This window comes from Embleya sp. NPDC050154 (assembly GCF_044460165.1).
Classification (GTDB): Bacteria; Actinomycetota; Actinomycetes; order Streptomycetales; family Streptomycetaceae; genus Embleya.
The window spans coordinates 249,856-264,574 of record NZ_JBITJP010000015.1 but is presented as its reverse complement, the minus strand read 5'-3'; the positions used below and the strand labels follow the sequence as shown (position 1 = coordinate 264,574).

Annotated in this window: 11 protein-coding genes; 4 read left to right on the top strand and 7 right to left on the bottom strand. The window is 72.3% G+C overall.

The annotated features are described in order from the left end of the window. Positions 1–46 precede the first annotated feature (46 nt). The 7 genes from ACIBSV_RS29880 to ACIBSV_RS29850 all read right to left on the bottom strand — a co-directional run bounded on the left by ACIBSV_RS29880 (position 47) and on the right by ACIBSV_RS29850 (position 9,825). A complete protein-coding gene (locus ACIBSV_RS29880; RefSeq protein WP_395868404.1) occupies positions 47–2,269 on the bottom strand; it encodes an MMPL family transporter in 2,223 nt (740 codons plus the stop codon). 527 nt (positions 2,270–2,796) lie between these two features. Continuing rightward, a complete protein-coding gene (locus ACIBSV_RS29875; RefSeq protein ID WP_395868401.1) occupies positions 2,797–4,263 on the bottom strand; it encodes a sensor histidine kinase in 1,467 nt (488 codons plus the stop codon). A 106-nt stretch (positions 4,264–4,369) separates the two neighbouring features. Then, positions 4,370–5,101, bottom strand: coding sequence for a response regulator transcription factor (locus tag ACIBSV_RS29870; RefSeq protein WP_395868399.1), 732 nt, complete (start codon positions 5,099–5,101; stop codon positions 4,370–4,372). Position 5,102: 1 nt separating this feature from the next. Further along, positions 5,103–6,194, bottom strand: coding sequence for a hypothetical protein (locus ACIBSV_RS29865; RefSeq protein WP_395868397.1), 1,092 nt, complete (start codon positions 6,192–6,194; stop codon positions 5,103–5,105). Positions 6,195–6,239: 45 nt separating this feature from the next. Next, a complete protein-coding gene (locus ACIBSV_RS29860) occupies positions 6,240–7,460 on the bottom strand; it encodes an ABC transporter permease (RefSeq protein WP_395868395.1) in 1,221 nt (406 codons plus the stop codon). Beyond that, positions 7,457–8,239, bottom strand: a complete 783-nt coding sequence (locus ACIBSV_RS29855; protein WP_395868393.1) for an ABC transporter ATP-binding protein — start codon at positions 8,237–8,239, stop codon at positions 7,457–7,459. The genes ACIBSV_RS29860 and ACIBSV_RS29855 overlap by 4 nt, the downstream gene beginning before the upstream one ends. Further along, entirely contained in the window at positions 8,236–9,825 is a 1,590-nt protein-coding gene (locus ACIBSV_RS29850; protein WP_395868391.1) for an efflux RND transporter periplasmic adaptor subunit, read from the bottom strand. The genes ACIBSV_RS29855 and ACIBSV_RS29850 overlap by 4 nt, the downstream gene beginning before the upstream one ends. A 311-nt stretch (positions 9,826–10,136) precedes the next feature. Here ACIBSV_RS29850 and ACIBSV_RS29845 point away from each other — a divergent pair, with 311 nt between their 5' ends. The 4 genes from ACIBSV_RS29845 (at position 10,137) to ACIBSV_RS29830 (ending at position 14,633) form a co-directional block, all read left to right on the top strand. After that, positions 10,137–10,808: a hypothetical protein gene (locus ACIBSV_RS29845; protein ID WP_395868389.1), complete on the top strand. Its 672-nt coding sequence runs from the start codon at positions 10,137–10,139 to the stop codon at positions 10,806–10,808. A 1,306-nt stretch (positions 10,809–12,114) separates the two neighbouring features. Next, positions 12,115–13,302: an amidohydrolase family protein gene (locus ACIBSV_RS29840; protein WP_395868387.1), complete on the top strand. Its 1,188-nt coding sequence runs from the start codon at positions 12,115–12,117 to the stop codon at positions 13,300–13,302. Positions 13,303–13,718: 416 nt separating this feature from the next. Continuing rightward, on the top strand, positions 13,719–13,850 hold the full coding sequence (locus tag ACIBSV_RS29835; RefSeq protein ID WP_395868385.1) for a hypothetical protein: 132 nt from the start codon (positions 13,719–13,721) through the stop codon (positions 13,848–13,850). 96 nt (positions 13,851–13,946) lie between these two features. Continuing rightward, on the top strand, positions 13,947–14,633 hold the full coding sequence (locus tag ACIBSV_RS29830) for a TIGR00266 family protein (protein WP_395868383.1): 687 nt from the start codon (positions 13,947–13,949) through the stop codon (positions 14,631–14,633). The last annotated feature ends 86 nt before the right edge of the window (positions 14,634–14,719 follow it).

Below are 14,719 nucleotides of genomic sequence, written 5' to 3'. Positions count from 1 at the left end.
CGGACCGCCCGAGACACGGGTCTCGGGCGGTCCTGGGTGGAGCCGGTCACACGCGGGCCTGGACCGGCCCTTCCGGGTCATGGTCGGGTCGTGCGTGGCCGAGCGCCCCGCCTTCCACGTCGACCCGGGGCAGGACGCGGCCCAGCCACCTCGGCAGCCACCAGGCACGGTCGCCGAGCAGGGCCAGGACGGCGGGCACGATCGCCATCCGGACCACGAATGCGTCGAAGAGCACCGCGGCGGCCAGGCCGAACCCGAGCATCTTGATCAGCCCCCCTTGTTCCCCGATGAACCCGGAGAAGACCGCGATCATGATCAGCGCGGCGGCCGTCACCACCCGGGCGCTGTGCCGGAACCCGGACACGATCGCCTGATCGGCGGCTTCCCCGTGGGTGTACGCCTCCCGCACCCGGGAGACCAGGAAGACCTCGTAGTCCATGGCCAGCCCGAAGACGATGCCCATCATGAAGATCGGCATCAGGCTCATGATCGGCCCGGTCTGCTCCACCCCGAACAGGTCCGCGGCGTGTCCCTCCTGGAAGACCAGCACCAACGCGCCCAGCGCCGCCAGCACCGAGAGGACGAAACCCAGGGCCGCCTTGACCGGCACCAGGACGGACCGGAAGACCAACAGCAGCAGCACCACCGCCAAGCCGCCGACCACCGCCAGATAGGGCACCAGCGCGGACTGCACCTTCGCGGCGATGTCGATGTTCAGCGCGGTCGTGCCGGTGACCTCGAACGTCGCCGACGCCTGCTTCTGCACAGCCGCCCGGCCGCGGCGGATCGTCTCCACCAGGTCCTTGGTCTTCTCGTCCGTGGGGCTGGTCGAGGGGGTGGCCCGGAAGACCGCCGTGTCGCCGGCCTGGTTGAAGCGGGCCGGGGAGACCGACACGATGCCGTCCGTGTCGCCGATCCGGTCGCTGACGGCGCGCACCGCGGCCTGCGGGTCGGCTGCCCCCTTCGCGTCCACGACGATGGTCAGCGGCCCGTTGAAGCCCGGGCCGAAGCCCTCGGCGAGCGCGTCGTAGGCCCGCCGCTCGGTGGTGGCGGTGGACTTGGCCTCGTCACCCGGCATGCCCAACCGCAGCGACGCCATCGGCACGGCCAGGGCGGCCAGGCCGACCACGCCGAGAACCAGCACCGCCACAGGACGACGCAGCACGAAACGTGCCCAGCGCGTGCCCAGGTTGCCCCGCCCGCCGGCGGTGCGGTCGGCAGGCCCGGTGATGCCACGCGTGCCGGCCTTGCGCGCCCTGCGTGCCAGCACCGCGTCGGGCCAGAACCCGAGCAGCGCGGGGACGACCGTCAACGCGACGAGTACGGCGACCGCGACGGTCCCCGCGGCGGCCAGGCCCATCTTCGTCAGTGTCGGAATCCCGACCACCGACAGACCCGCCAGTGCGATCACCACGGTGAGCCCGGCGAACACGACCGCCGACCCGGCGGTACCCACCGCCACCCCGGCCGCCTCCTGCGGTGCCCGGCCGCGCCCGCGCTCCTCCCGATAGCGGGACACCACGAACAGGGCGTAGTCGATGCCCACCGCCAGGCCCAGCATCATCCCGAGGGTGATGGTGTCCGAGGACAGGCCCAACGGGCCCGCGAGCAGCAGGATTCCGAACAGGCTCACGGCGACACCCACGATCGCGGTCAGCAGCGGCAGGCCCGCGGCCGCCATCGACCCGAACGTGAACAGCAGCACGACCGCCGCCGCCGAGAGGCCGACGATCTCTGCGGTCCCGCCGGGTCCGCCGCCGCTGTCCATCGCCGACCCGCCGGTCTCCACCGTCAAGCCCGCCGCCCGCGCCCGCTCCGCCGCCTTGTCCACCGCCGCACGACTGGCGTCGGTGACGTCGGCGGACTCCACCTTGTAGGTGACGGTCGCGTACGCCGTCGAACCGTCCTCACTGACGGCCTTCGACTCGAACGGGTCCGCGACACCGGCCACCTGCGGGCCGAAGCCCAGCGAGCCCACCGCGTCCTCGACGGCCTTCCGCAGGTCGCCCGCGGTCACCTTCCGCCCGCCCGGGGCGACGAAGACGACCCGGGCGGTGGCGCCGTCCGCGGCCGTTCCGGGAAAACGCTCCTCCATGAGATCGAACGCCTTTTGCGACTCGATCCCCGGCATCGAGAACTCCTCGTCCGAGGGCCCCTGCGCCTGCGCAGCGCCCACCGCGACCGCGGCCAGCACCCCCAGCCACACCAGGAGGACCGCGCCGCGGCGCCGAAAGGCGCCGCGGCCGAGCCGATACAGAAAAGTCGCCACGTCAGGGTCTCCCTATCCACATGCGATGACCGCTCAAGGCTCGTCCGGCGGGGCCCCTCCGGTCGTCATGCGGCTACGGACACTGCGACCTACCGAAATGGGACGAGCGCCTACTGAAATCGCAGTAGGCGCCCTCCGGCGCCACTCGCTCGGGTTGGCTCGACACCGCCCACGCGGGCACTTGCCGACCGCCTTCGCCGGGGTACGGCGGAGCCGCGGGATCACCGGCCGGTGACGGTCGGCGGATGCTGTGGGCCGGGCCGGTATGGCCGGTATGTGGGTGCGGGCTCGGGCCGGCACGGGGACGGGTCGGTGGTCTCGGACGGGGGGCTGAGACGGGGCGGGGGCGGTGCGGTCGGGGCGGGTCGGAGCGGGGCGGCGCGTTCCGGTTCCGAGTCGGGGGTGGGCACGACGGGTTCGGTCGGGTGGGGGCGGCCGGGTTGGTCGGGGCAGCCCGGCTCCGAGGCGGGGTGGGCACGATGGGGTCCGGTCGGGTGGGGCGGCTCGGTCGGGCGGCCCCGACCGGGTCAGGGCAGCAGCACCCGGAACGCGGCGCCGCGACCGGGTGCGGTGCGTACCTCGACCCGGCCGCCGTGTGCGTTGACCAGCGCGGCGACGATCGCCAGGCCCAGGCCCGAGCCGCCGCCGGCGGCCCGGCTGCGGGAGGAGTCGACGCGGTAGAAGCGTTCGAAGACGCGTTGTGCGTCGGCCGGTGCCAGACCGGGGCCGGCGTCGGTGACCTCCAGAGCCGCGCACGGGTCCGGTGCCGGGGTCCGGCCCACCGCGATCCGGATCGCGGTCCCGGCCGGGGTGTGTGTCAGCGCGTTGGAGACCAGGTTGGCCACCACCTGGCGCAGCCGCGACTCGTCGCCGGAGACGATCACCGGATGCGCCGCGCCGCCGTCCAGCCCGGTCAGCGTGACCGAGCGATCGGGCGCCAGCGTTTTGATGTCGTGCACCGCGTCGGCGGCCAGGATCCGCAGGTCCACCGGCTCGTTGCAGAGCGGGCGCTGTTCGTCCAGGCGGGCCAGTTGCAGCAGGTCCTCGACCAGGCCGCCCATCCGGATCGCCTCGTCCTCGATCCGGCGCATGGTCCGGGCCACCTCGGCGGGATCGGTGAGCGCCCCCATCCGGTACAACTCGGCGAAGCCGCGCACACTCGCCAGCGGGGTGCGCAATTCGTGTCCGGCGTCGGCGACGAACCGGCGCATCCGCGTCTCCGACTCGGCCCGGGCCGCGAACGCGGTCTCGATCTGGGCGAGCATGCCGTTGATCGATGTGGACAGTCGGCCGATCTCGGTCCCGGGCGCGGGTACCGGGACCCGATGCGAGAGGTCGCCGGCCGCGATCGCCGCCGCCGTCTCCTCGATCCGGCGCAGCGGGCGCAGGCCGCCGCGCAGCGCGAACCAGCCGGCCGCGGCGAGCACGGTCAGACAGCTCAGGCCGATCACCAGGCACACCGTGCGCATCCGGTCGACCGTCGCGCGCACGTCGTCCAGCGGCTGGGCCAGCACCACGCTGCCCTCGCCGCCCGCCACCGGCACCGCGAGCACCCGCCAACGCCCGTCGCCGCTCACCGAGTCGGTCTCGAACGCCCGTCGCTGCAAACCCAGCACCGTGTCGGTGTCCAGCTTCGGCAGTCGGGGTCCCAACTCGTCCTCGGCGCCCGGCGAGCGGATCCGCTGGCGGGTGGTGCCGTCGGGAAACAGGTACTCGGCCACGATCCGGCTCGGCAGCACACCGGGCGCCCGCCCGCGCGGCCCGCTCCGCGGCTCGCCCGACTCCGGCGCACGGAACGCCATCCCGCGTGCGGCCTGGGCCAGTTGCCGGTCCACCTGGTCGGTGAGGTAGCCGCGCAGCGAACCCACCACGACCGTCTGACTGACCAACAGCGCGACGGCGACCAGGGCCATCGCGATGATCAGGACCCGGACACGCAGCGACGACCGACTCGGGTGCGGGAAACGCAGCGGGGACCGGCTCGGGCGAGGCATACGCAGCGAGGATCGGTTCCGGTACGGGAAGCGCAGCGAGGACCGGCCCGGGCGAGGGGTACGCAGCGAGGACCGCCTCGGGTGCGGGAGGCGCATGGGGGCGCCGTCAGACCGTCGGCTGGGGGCGGCGCAGCACGTATCCGACACCGCGCACGGTGTGGATCAACTTGCCTCCGCCGACGTCGAGTTCGACCTTTCGGCGGAGATAGCTGATGTACGACTCGACGATGCTCAGGTCGCCGCCGAAGTCGTACTGCCAGACGTGGTCCAGGATTTGGGTCTTGGACACCACTCGGCCGGTGTTGAGCATCAGGTAGCGCAGCAGCTTGAACTCGGTCGGCGAGAGTTGCACGGGACGGCCGCCGCGCAGCACCTCGTGGCCCTCCGGGTCGAGTTCGAGGTCGGCGACCACGATCCGGTTCGACGGCGTCGGCAGGGCCGCGCCGCCGTCCACCCGGCGCAACACCGCGTGGATGCGGGCGATCAACTCCTCCAGGCTGAACGGCTTGGTGACGTAGTCGTCCCCGCCCAGGGTCAGTCCGGTGATCTTGTCCTTGGTGGTGTCCTTGGCGGTCAGGAACAGTACCGGCAGGTGGGTTCCGTCGGCGCGCAGCCGGCGGACCACCTCGAAGCCGTCCAGGTCCGGGAGCATCACGTCGAGGACGACCAGGTTCGGCCGACAGCGCGCGACCGCCGCGAGGGCGTCCGTGCCGTCCGCCGCCGAGTCGACGTCGAATCCGGCGAAGCGCAGGCTGGCGGACAGGAGTTCGCGGATGTTGGGCTCGTCGTCGACGACCAGGAGGCGGGCGCGGGCGCCGGCTTCGGTGGGCGTGGTCACGTCAGCCGGTCCCGCCGGCGGTGGAGCCGGCTCCGCTCGTCCCGCCGGCCGTGGCGCTCGTGCCTGCCGATCCGCTCGGGCCTGCCGTTCCGTTCGCGCCGCCGGCGCTCGTGCCGGGGTTGCCGGCTCCCGGGCGAGCGGCCGTGGCGGTGCCCTCGGTGACCGAGGTGGCGGCCACCGAGCCGTCCGCGTCCGTGGCGCCACGCACCACGACGGCGTCGCCGGGCTTGAGGTCGACGGGTTTGCCGTCCCGGACGACCTGGATCTTGGTTGCGGCGTCGGTCTTCACCTTGACGATATTGCCGGCCGAATCTGAGACGTAGATGAAAGAGTCGTCCACAACCTTCACGGTCCCGGTGGTCAGGTCCGAGCCGGCGCCCGCTCCGGGGCCGGCCGCCGCGCCGCCGCCGGTACGCCCGGTGCCTTGTCCGCCGCCACCGGTCGAAGGCGCGCCGGCGGCGCGGGCGCCGTACGGGTTCGCGCCCTGCGCGGCGGCGGGTCCGGCGGCCTGATTCGTGCCCTCGCCCTGATCCTTCTGCACCTCGACGCCGGCCAGGAAGCCGACCGCCAGGAACACACCCGCGCCCAGGGTCAGCGTCAGCGCGGGGAGCCTGCGCCGGGGCGGGGCGGTGAGTTCGGCGGCCACGTCGCGAGCGGTCGGCGGCCGGCCGAGGATGTCCTCCGGGGACTCGTCGGGGTGGGATTCGTCGCGGTGGGATTCGTCGAGGTGGGATTCGTCGAGGTGGGATTCGTCGAGGTGGGATTCGTCGGCGGCTTCCGGTTCGGTACGGAAGCCGCCGACGAACCCGGTCTCGGCCGCCGCGTTCGCCGCCGGCCCGGGGTCGCCGGGCGCGGGGATGCGGGAACGGGGGCCGAGGGTCTCGGTGTCGGACGGCGTTGTGTCGGGGATGCGGCTCTGCGGCCGGGTGTCCTGTCGGTCCGGTGCCTCGGTATCGGGACGCGCTGTTTCGGGGACGGCGGTCTGTGGCCGAGTGTCGTGTCGGTCGAGAGTTTCGGTGTCGGGCCGTGCCGTGTCGGGGACGGCGGTCTGTGGTCGGGTGTCGTCTCGGTCGACGCGGTGCTTCGGCGTCATGGTCTCGGTCCTCCTGGGACGCTGGAACGGCGGTGGTCGGTCGGGCTATTCGTGCCGCAGCGCCTCGATCGGGCGCAGCGCCGCCGCGCGTGCGGCCGGGTAGCCGCCGAAGAACAGGCCGATGGCGACCGACACGGCGAACGAGCCGACCACCGAACTCGGCACCACGACGGGCGTGATCCCGACCACCTCGAAGCGCGCCGCGAACAGCCCGGCGGCCACGCCCAGTCCGCCGCCGAGGACGGACAGCAGGGTCGACTCGGCGAGGAACTGGCCCAGGATCGCTCCGCGCGGGGCGCCGATCGCCTTGCGGATGCCGATCTCCCGGGTCCGTTCGGCGACGGTCACCAGCATGATGTTGGTGATCCCGATCCCGCCGACCAGGAGCGAGATCGCCGCGACCGCCGCGAGCAGCACGGTGAAGGTCTTGTTGGTCTCGTCGTTGGCGCTCAACAGCGACTGCTGGTTGGTGATCCGGAAGTCGCTCTGCGTCGAACTCGTGATCCGGTGACGGTTGTTCAGGATCGAGGTGACCTCGTCCTGGGCGAGCGTGGTGTCCGCCGAGGAGGTGGCCCGGACCGCGATCGAGGAGAGCGAGCCGTAGCCGGTCAGGCTGTCGCGCATGGTGGTGACCGGCAACACGATCGTGTCGTCGGAGTCCGCCACGCCGTTGCCGCCCTTGGTCTTCAACACGCCGGCGACGCGGAACGGTACGCCCCCGATCAGGATCTCCTTGTCGATCGGGTTCTCCGTACCGAACACGTTCTCGACCGTGGTGCTGCCCAGGACGGCGACCTTGCGGCGGGCGTTCACGTCCTCGGTGCCGAACAGCGCGCCTTGGCCCAGGTCGTGGTTGGTGGTGGCGAACCAGTCCGGTGTGGTGCCGACGACCTGGGACACGGTGACCGCCTGGCCGGCGTAGGTGACGCTCTGCGACGCGGTCTGCACGGGCGCCGCCGACGCGACGTGCGGGGCCAGGTTCTTGTCGACCAGGGCCTGCGCGTCATCCAGGGTCAGGTCCTTGAGCGCACCGCCCTGGCCGGCCGCGCCGAAGCGACCGCCGCCGGCGGTGTGCGAGATGGTGAGCAGATTGGTGCCGAGTCGCTGGATCGAGGCCTGGACGGACTTGGACGAGCCGTTGCCCACGGCGACCAGCAGGATCACCGCGCCGACGCCGATCAGCACGCCGAGCATGGTCAGTGCGGTGCGGATCTTGTTCGCGGCCAGGCCCAGGACGGCGAAGCGGAGCACTTCGACGGGGTTCACCGGCGGGCTCCTTCGGTGGGAGCGCCGGTCGGCACGCGGACGGGTGCCGGGTTCGGGGTGGTCCGGGCCGAGGTGCGGCGGTGGTCCGTGACCACCAGGCCGTCGACCAGGCGCAGGATGCGCTGGGCGCGGGCGGCCACCTCGTCTTCGTGGGTGATGATCACGATCGTGCGTCCGGAGCCGTGCAGCCGGTCCAGGATTCCGAGCACCTCCGCGGTGCTGTGGCTGTCCAGGTTGCCGGTCGGCTCGTCGGCGAGCAGCAGGGCGGGCGTGGTGACCAACGCGCGGGCCAGCGCGACGCGTTGCTGCTGGCCGCCGGAGAGCTCGTTGGGCGCGTGGTCGGTACGGTCGGCCAGGCCGACCAGGTCGAGCGCGGCCAGCGCCCGACGTCGGCGCTCCTTGGCGCGTACCCCGGCGTAGGACAACGGGAGTTCGACCTGAGCGAGCGCGCTGGTGCGCGGGATCAGGTTGAACGACTGGAAAACGAACCCGATGCGCCGATTGCGGACCAGGGCGAGTTGGTGTTCGTCCATCCGGCCGACGTCGAGGCCGTCGAGCAGGTAGCGGCCGGAGGTCGGCACGTCCAGGCAGCCCAGCACGTTCATCAGCGTCGACTTGCCCGAGCCCGAACTGCCCATGATGGCCACGTATTCGCCGACCTCGATGGTCAGGTCGACGCCGCGCAGCGCGTGCACCGAGGCGGCGCCGTGCCCGTACGACTTGGTCACCGCGCGCACGTCGATGACGGGCACGGGTCGGTCCGCGTGCGATTCGCTCATCGTGCGCCGCCGCGCGGGAGGCCGCCGCCCGACGCGCCGGCCGAGGCGCCGCCGACCGCTCCGCCACCGGGGAAGTTGCCTATGCCCGGGGCGGGTTGCCCGCCGCCGGCAGTCGCGCCTCGGGTGGACTGGCCGGAGCGGCCCGATGTGGAGCCGGCGGAACCGGCCGCGGCGACGGTGCCGATCACGATCTCGTCGCCCTCGGCCAGGCCGGAGACGATCTGGGTGGTCTGGTCGCCGACCACGCCGGCGGTCACCGTACGGCGCTGCTCGGCGCCGTTGACCAGGATCCGTACCGAGGCCGTCGCGCCGGTGCCGGTGACGGCGGCGGAGGGCACCTGCAACGCGTTGTCGGCCTGCGCGACGACCACCGAGATGTTCGCGGTCTGTCCGGTCCGGAGCGTGGACACGTCGCCCTGCAGCGCGATCGTCGCGCCGTACTTGACCGAACCCGAGGTCGAACCGCCGTCCGGCAGCGGATTCACGCTGACCACCTTGGCGTTCAGCCGGATCGCGGAGTTCACGTTGAGCGTCACCGTGGCCGGCTGACCCGCCTTGACCTTGGCGGCGTCGGCCTCGGAGAAGGACACCCTGGTCTCCATGCCGGTCGGGTTGGCGATCACGACGAAGCCGGTGACGGTGGTGGTGGAGGTGGCGGAACCGCCTTGGCCGCCGCCGCTTGCGCCTCCTGCTCCGCCTGATGAGCCCGATCCGCTCGATCCGCTCGATCCGCCGGAGGAGGAGGTGGTGGTGGCGGAGACGGTGTCGCCGACCCTGCCGGAGACCGATGCCACGATGCCGGCGGAGGGCGCCTTGAGTACGCAGCCGTCCAGGGCGCGTTGGGCGTCGGCGAGCTTGTTGTTCGCCGCGATCAGGGCCGACTCGGCCTGGGTCACCGCCGCCGCGTCGACCGTCGTGCTCGGCGTCGGGGTGGCCGTCGGGGCTTTGGTGACGGTGACGGTGACGGTCGGGTGCGGCTGGGTGACGGGGGGCGTCGAGGTCCGGGGCGGCGCCGGCGTGGATGTGGACGTGGGGGCGGGCACATCGCCTGTGCCGCCGGTCCCGCCGGTGGTCGCGGTGCCGCCGGTTGTGGTCGCGCTGCCGGCGGTCGAGCCGCGCAGGACTGTGTTCTGGGCGTCCGTGCCCTGGTTGCCGCTGCCACCGCCGTTGCCGTTGCCGCCGTTCTGTTGGACCGGGGTGCCCGCCTGGGCCTTGGTCAGGTTCGCCTGGGCCACCGTGACGGCCGCCTTCGCCGCGTCCAGTGCCTCCTGCGCCTGGGTCGGGTCGACCTGCGCGAGGACCTGACCGGCGGTGACGGTGTCGCCGACCTTGACCCCGACGGCGGTGACGCGGCCGGCGGCGGTGAAGCCGACGCCGACGTCCGAGGGCGAGGTCAACGACCCCGACGCGGACACCGTGGCCTGCACCGTCCCCTTGGTCACCTTGCCGGTACGCGTGCGCGTCGCGCCGGCCGATTCACCGCCGTCGTCCACCGCCGCGTAGGCGAAGCCCACGCCGGTCACCATCGCGGTGGCCAGGGCCAGGTTGATCAGGACCGACTTCCGTCGTAGTCGTACACGCCTCATGGCCGCACAGCCTGGTCCGAACACGTCCCCGAACACTGGCCGTCGCCTGGGAGTTCACTGGGAGCCCCGGCGCGCCTCGAAGCGCCTCGAAGCGCCTCGAGGCAGGCGGTGGCCGGCGCGGTACGCCGAAATCGGGCCCGATCATGACAAGCCACACGTCGGCCCGAGGGCGACGTGTGGCCCGTCTCGGCGGGGCTCCCAGAGAACTCCCAGTCGGCGCGCGGGCTTTCACCATCCCGTCGTGCTTGAGTCCTGGGCGGATGGGCGGTGCGCCGTCCGGCGCCGACCCCGAAGCTCGTGGGAAGGACGTCATGACGAGGTACCCGGGTCGACCGGCGTGGACCACAACGGTGGCGCCGGCCGCCGCCTCGGCACTCGTGCTGCTGCTGGCCGGATGTGGGGGGAGCAGCGGCAAGAGCACGAGTGCCTCGGCCCCGTCGAGCGCGGCGAACGGTGGTGGGGACGCGACCAAGGCGTACACCGAATGCCTGCGCGAAAACGGCGTCGCGGTGCCGACCGGACGACCGGACGGCGGCAACCGCCCATCCGGCGAGCCCCGCCCCTCCGGGGAGTCCCGCCCGTTCGGCGAGCCGCGCCCATCCGGCCGCCCGAGCCGCCCAGCCGGCGAGCGACCCACCGCCTTCCCGAGCGGGCGACCCAATCCCCGCGCGACGGACCCGGCGTACCGCAAGGCCGAGGAAGCCTGCGCGAAACTACGCCCCTCCCGGGGCCCGGCCGGCGGTGGCGGCGCCGGCGGCGGCACGGACGCCCCGAGACGCGGCGGCAACTCGGCAGGCCAGGCCTTCGCCGGCTGCCTCAAGGACCACCAGGTCGAACTCCCACCGGGCGGCGCACCCGCCCTGGACCGAAACGACCCCAAAACCGCCGAAGCCCTCAAGATATGCGAACCCCTGCTGCCTTCGACGCCGGGAACGGCAACGACGCCAACGCCTACGGCGCCGCCGGCCGGCGCGACGACATAGGGCGGGGGATCCCTGACGCGGTGCGGTGCGGTGGAGTGCGGGTTGGGCGTGGCGGGTGGGAGGTGGGTCGGTCTTGGCCGGCTGGGCTGGGGGTGCTGGGTCGCCGGCTGGGGCTGGGGTGTGTGGGGGCTTGGCGGCGGTGGGTCGGTTTTGGCTGGGCCGGCATTCGCTGGGTCGGTCGGGACTGGGATGAGCCGGGGCGGGGCGGGGCGCGTCGGGTCGGGGGTGGGTCGAGCTTTGCCGGCTGGGTGGGTAGGCGCTGGGTCGGCTGGTTCCGAGGTGGGCTGGGTTGGCGGAGCTGGTCGGCCGGGGGTGGGGCGCCTTGCCGGCTGGGTCGGTATGCACTGCGTCGGCTGGTTCCGAGGTGGGCTGGGTCGGTGGAACTGGTCCGCCGGGGTGGTGGGTTGAGCCGGGCTGGGGCGTGCCGGGTCGGCGGAGCTGGGTCGGGGGCTGGCTTGGGCCAGGTTGGGCTGAGGTGAGTTGGGCCGAGCCAGGTCGGGGCTGGGGTGCGCTGGGTCAGGTCAGGCTCGGCAGGGTCTAGCCGGATGGGGAAGGTCGGACTCAGGCGTTGATTGGGGCGGTTTGGGTCGGCCGCGCAGGGCGGGCTGGGGTTGGACGGCGGCGTCGACTGGGCCGGGTCGGACTGATGCGTTGACCGGCCGGGTCGGAGCCCGTCCTTGGTCGGGTCGACTCGGGCCGGGCCGAGGCGGTGGGTCACCCGGCACCGACCTGAGCCGGAAGAACCGATGCGATCAAGAGCATCCGATCGATTCGAGAGCACCCGTTGATATCAAGAGCAGTGCTCACATCGAGAGCGGTGCTCACACCGCGAATGACCGGCAAACATGTACGCGCCCAGCCCCAAATGCCCCTCGCCCACAGCAAGTCGAGCGGCTGGCAGAACCGCGAGCGGCTCTCCACAACGTGAACAGCGCCCCAGATCGAGAGCGCGAGTCCATACCGAGAGCACTGCTCACATCGGGGAGTGCGTCGGCGCCCGTGAGCACTGTTCACGTTGCGAGCGCGCGTCCAAATCGAGAGCGCCGCTCACATCCATGCTCGGCACTGCTGCTCGGGCTCGGTTCCGGAAGGGCCGAGGGGCCGAGGGCCGAGGGCCGAAGGGCCGGGATCCGGGACGGCGCCTCGGCCCGTTTTTCGCATCACGGACTTGCGCGAACTTTCAGGCACGTCGCGGGGTTCGGGGCATGTTGGGGGCGTGGTCTGGGGTTTTTGGGTGTTGGGGAGTGGGGCGGCGTGTGACGGTGGAGGGGACAGGGGTTCATGTGTGACGTGGAGGAGGTTGTGGGTGGTGTTGTTGGTTGTGGCTGGGCAGGTGTTGGTGGGGCCGGCGGGGGAGCGGATCAAGGGTGGGGCGGTGTTGGTCGATGGTGGGGTGATCGTGGCGGTGGGGCCGCGTGATGTGGTGGAGGGTCTTGCCAGGCCGGGGGTCGAGCGGAGTGATCATCCGGGGGCCACGGTGTTGCCGGGGCTGATCAACTGTCATGTGCATCTGGCGTTCGATGCGGGGCCGGATCCGGTGGGTTCGTTGCGGGCGGCCGACGATGATGCGCTTGCGGTCGGGATGGCGGCGCGGGCCCGGGAGTTGCTCGCGGGTGGTGTCACGACGGCTCGGGACCTCGGCGATCGGGGCGCGTTGGCGGTGCCGTTGCGGGATGCGATTGCGGCCGGGGAGGTGCCGGGGCCGAGGTTGTTGGCCGCGACCGCGCCGTTGACGCCGCCGGGTGGGCACTGTTGGTTCCTCGGTGGAGAGGTGACCGACGCCGCGTCGATTCGGGACCGGATCGCGCGCAACGTCGCGGCCGGCGCGGACCTGATCAAGGTGATGGCGAGCGGCGGGCAGATGACGCCGGGTGGCGCGGCCATGTGGGAGTCGCAGTTCGACGCGGAACAATTGCGGATCATCGTGGCCGAGGCGCACGACGCGGGGCTGCGGGTGGCCGCGCACGCGCACGGGACCGCGTCGATCGTCGCCGCCGTGAAGGCCGGTGTCGACTCGATCGAACACTGCACTTGGCTCACCGACGGCGTCCCGGACGAGCGGGACGACATCGCCGCGCGGATCGTGGACCAGGGCATTCACGTCTGCTCGGCGATGTCGCCGAACTGGCGCGCCTTCATCGACCGGCTCGGCCCCGAGCGCGCCGAACGGTCCTTCGCCCGGCTGCGTTGGATGGACGACCTCGGTGTTCGGCTGGTCACCGGCACCGACGCGGGGCTGCCGTCGTCCGGCTTCGGCGACTTCGTGGGTGCCCTCGGGCTGTACGAGCACCTGGGGTTCCCGCTCGACCGCATCATCGAGATGGCCACCACGCGTGCGGCCGGCGCATTGGGTCTGGCCGAGGAGACCGGTCGATTGGCACCGGGGTACGCGGCCGACCTGATCGTTGTCCGAGGCGATCCGACCACCGACCTGAACGCACTCCGCGACCTCGAATTGGTCCTTGCCCGCGGACTCCGTCCGGCCGGCCCCTGACCGAATCCGACGCAGGACACCCCCAACCGACCGGCCGCCCACCGTTGCGCTCGCGTTGCTGTGTTCCGCGTGCCCCGCGTCCGGTGTCGCCGCGCCCAATGCGCCCCTCGCGCCCGCGCGTTGTGCCCGCCGGGCCCCGCCGTACCCGCCACGTCCGTGCCGTGTCCGACGGCCGCCCTGGTCGTATCCGGCCTGCTGGGTGCGCCGGGCCGAATCCGTCGCGCCCACGTTGGCGGTGCCTGTCGTGTCCGTCGCGCTCGCCGCGCCGGATATACCCGTTGCGCTCGCGCGGCTGTGCCCGTCCTGCCGGCCGCGCCCGGGTGCGCCAGGCGCCGGGGTGCCACGAAGGTTCCGGACAGGGACCCATTAGGGAGATCTACATCGGTGTGGACGGTTGTGACGCGTCGTTCGCGCGGGTGATCGAGTTGGGCGCGGCCGAGTTGACGGCGCCGGACGACATCCCGGGCGTAGGTCGGATTGATTTCGATGGTGAACGACCCTTCGGGGCGCGTTTCGCGATGATCAAGGGCATTGCGCCGGCCAAGTGAGCGTGGGTGGAACCGCGGACCCGATCGGGTGGTGGGAGTCGCCCGGTCGGGTCGTTTTGGTCGGTAAGGGCGGCCGGCGCGTGTGAGGTTCGCGGGATGAGAGTCGAAGTCAGACACGGTCCCGCGTTCGCCGCCGCCCGTTGCACGCTCGATCCGGGCGAGGCGATGCGGGCCGAATCCGGCGCGATGATGGCGCACAGCGCGGGCGTGGAGATCACCGCCAAGGTCGAGGGCGGCATCATGCGCGGCCTCAAGCGCAGTGTGCTCGGCGGCGAGTCGTTCTTTCAGACCACGTTCACCGCGCCCGACCGGGGCGGCTGGGTCGACGTGGCCACCGCGCTGCCCGGCGACATCGCCAATGTCACGCTCACCCCCGAGGTGCCCGAGTTTCTGCTCACCCGGACCAGTTGGCTGGCCAACTCCGCCGGCGTACAGATCGACACCCGCTGGGGCGGACTGCGCAACCTGGTCGGCGGCGAGGGCGGCTTCCTGGTACACGCGTCCGGCCAAGGCGAGGTGATCATGGGCTGCTACGGCGCGCTGGACGTGTTGGACCTGGAGGCGGGGGAGCAGGTCGTGGTCGACACGGGCCACGTGGTCGCGTATTCGCCCGCCATCACGTTCTCCACCCGCCGGGCCGCACGTGGGCGGACCATCGCGTCGGTTACCTCCGGCGAGGGGCTGGTCTTCGACTTCACCGGCCCCGGCAGGGTGCTCATCCAGACCCGAAACCCCTCCGCGTTGGCCGATTTCATCACGGGTCTGCCCGGCGTACGCAACTGACCGACGGTGGGCAGAAGCAACCGACCGGCGACGGGTGCACGAACCGACCCGTGACGGGCGTGCGCGACCAACCGAGGCCCGGCGTA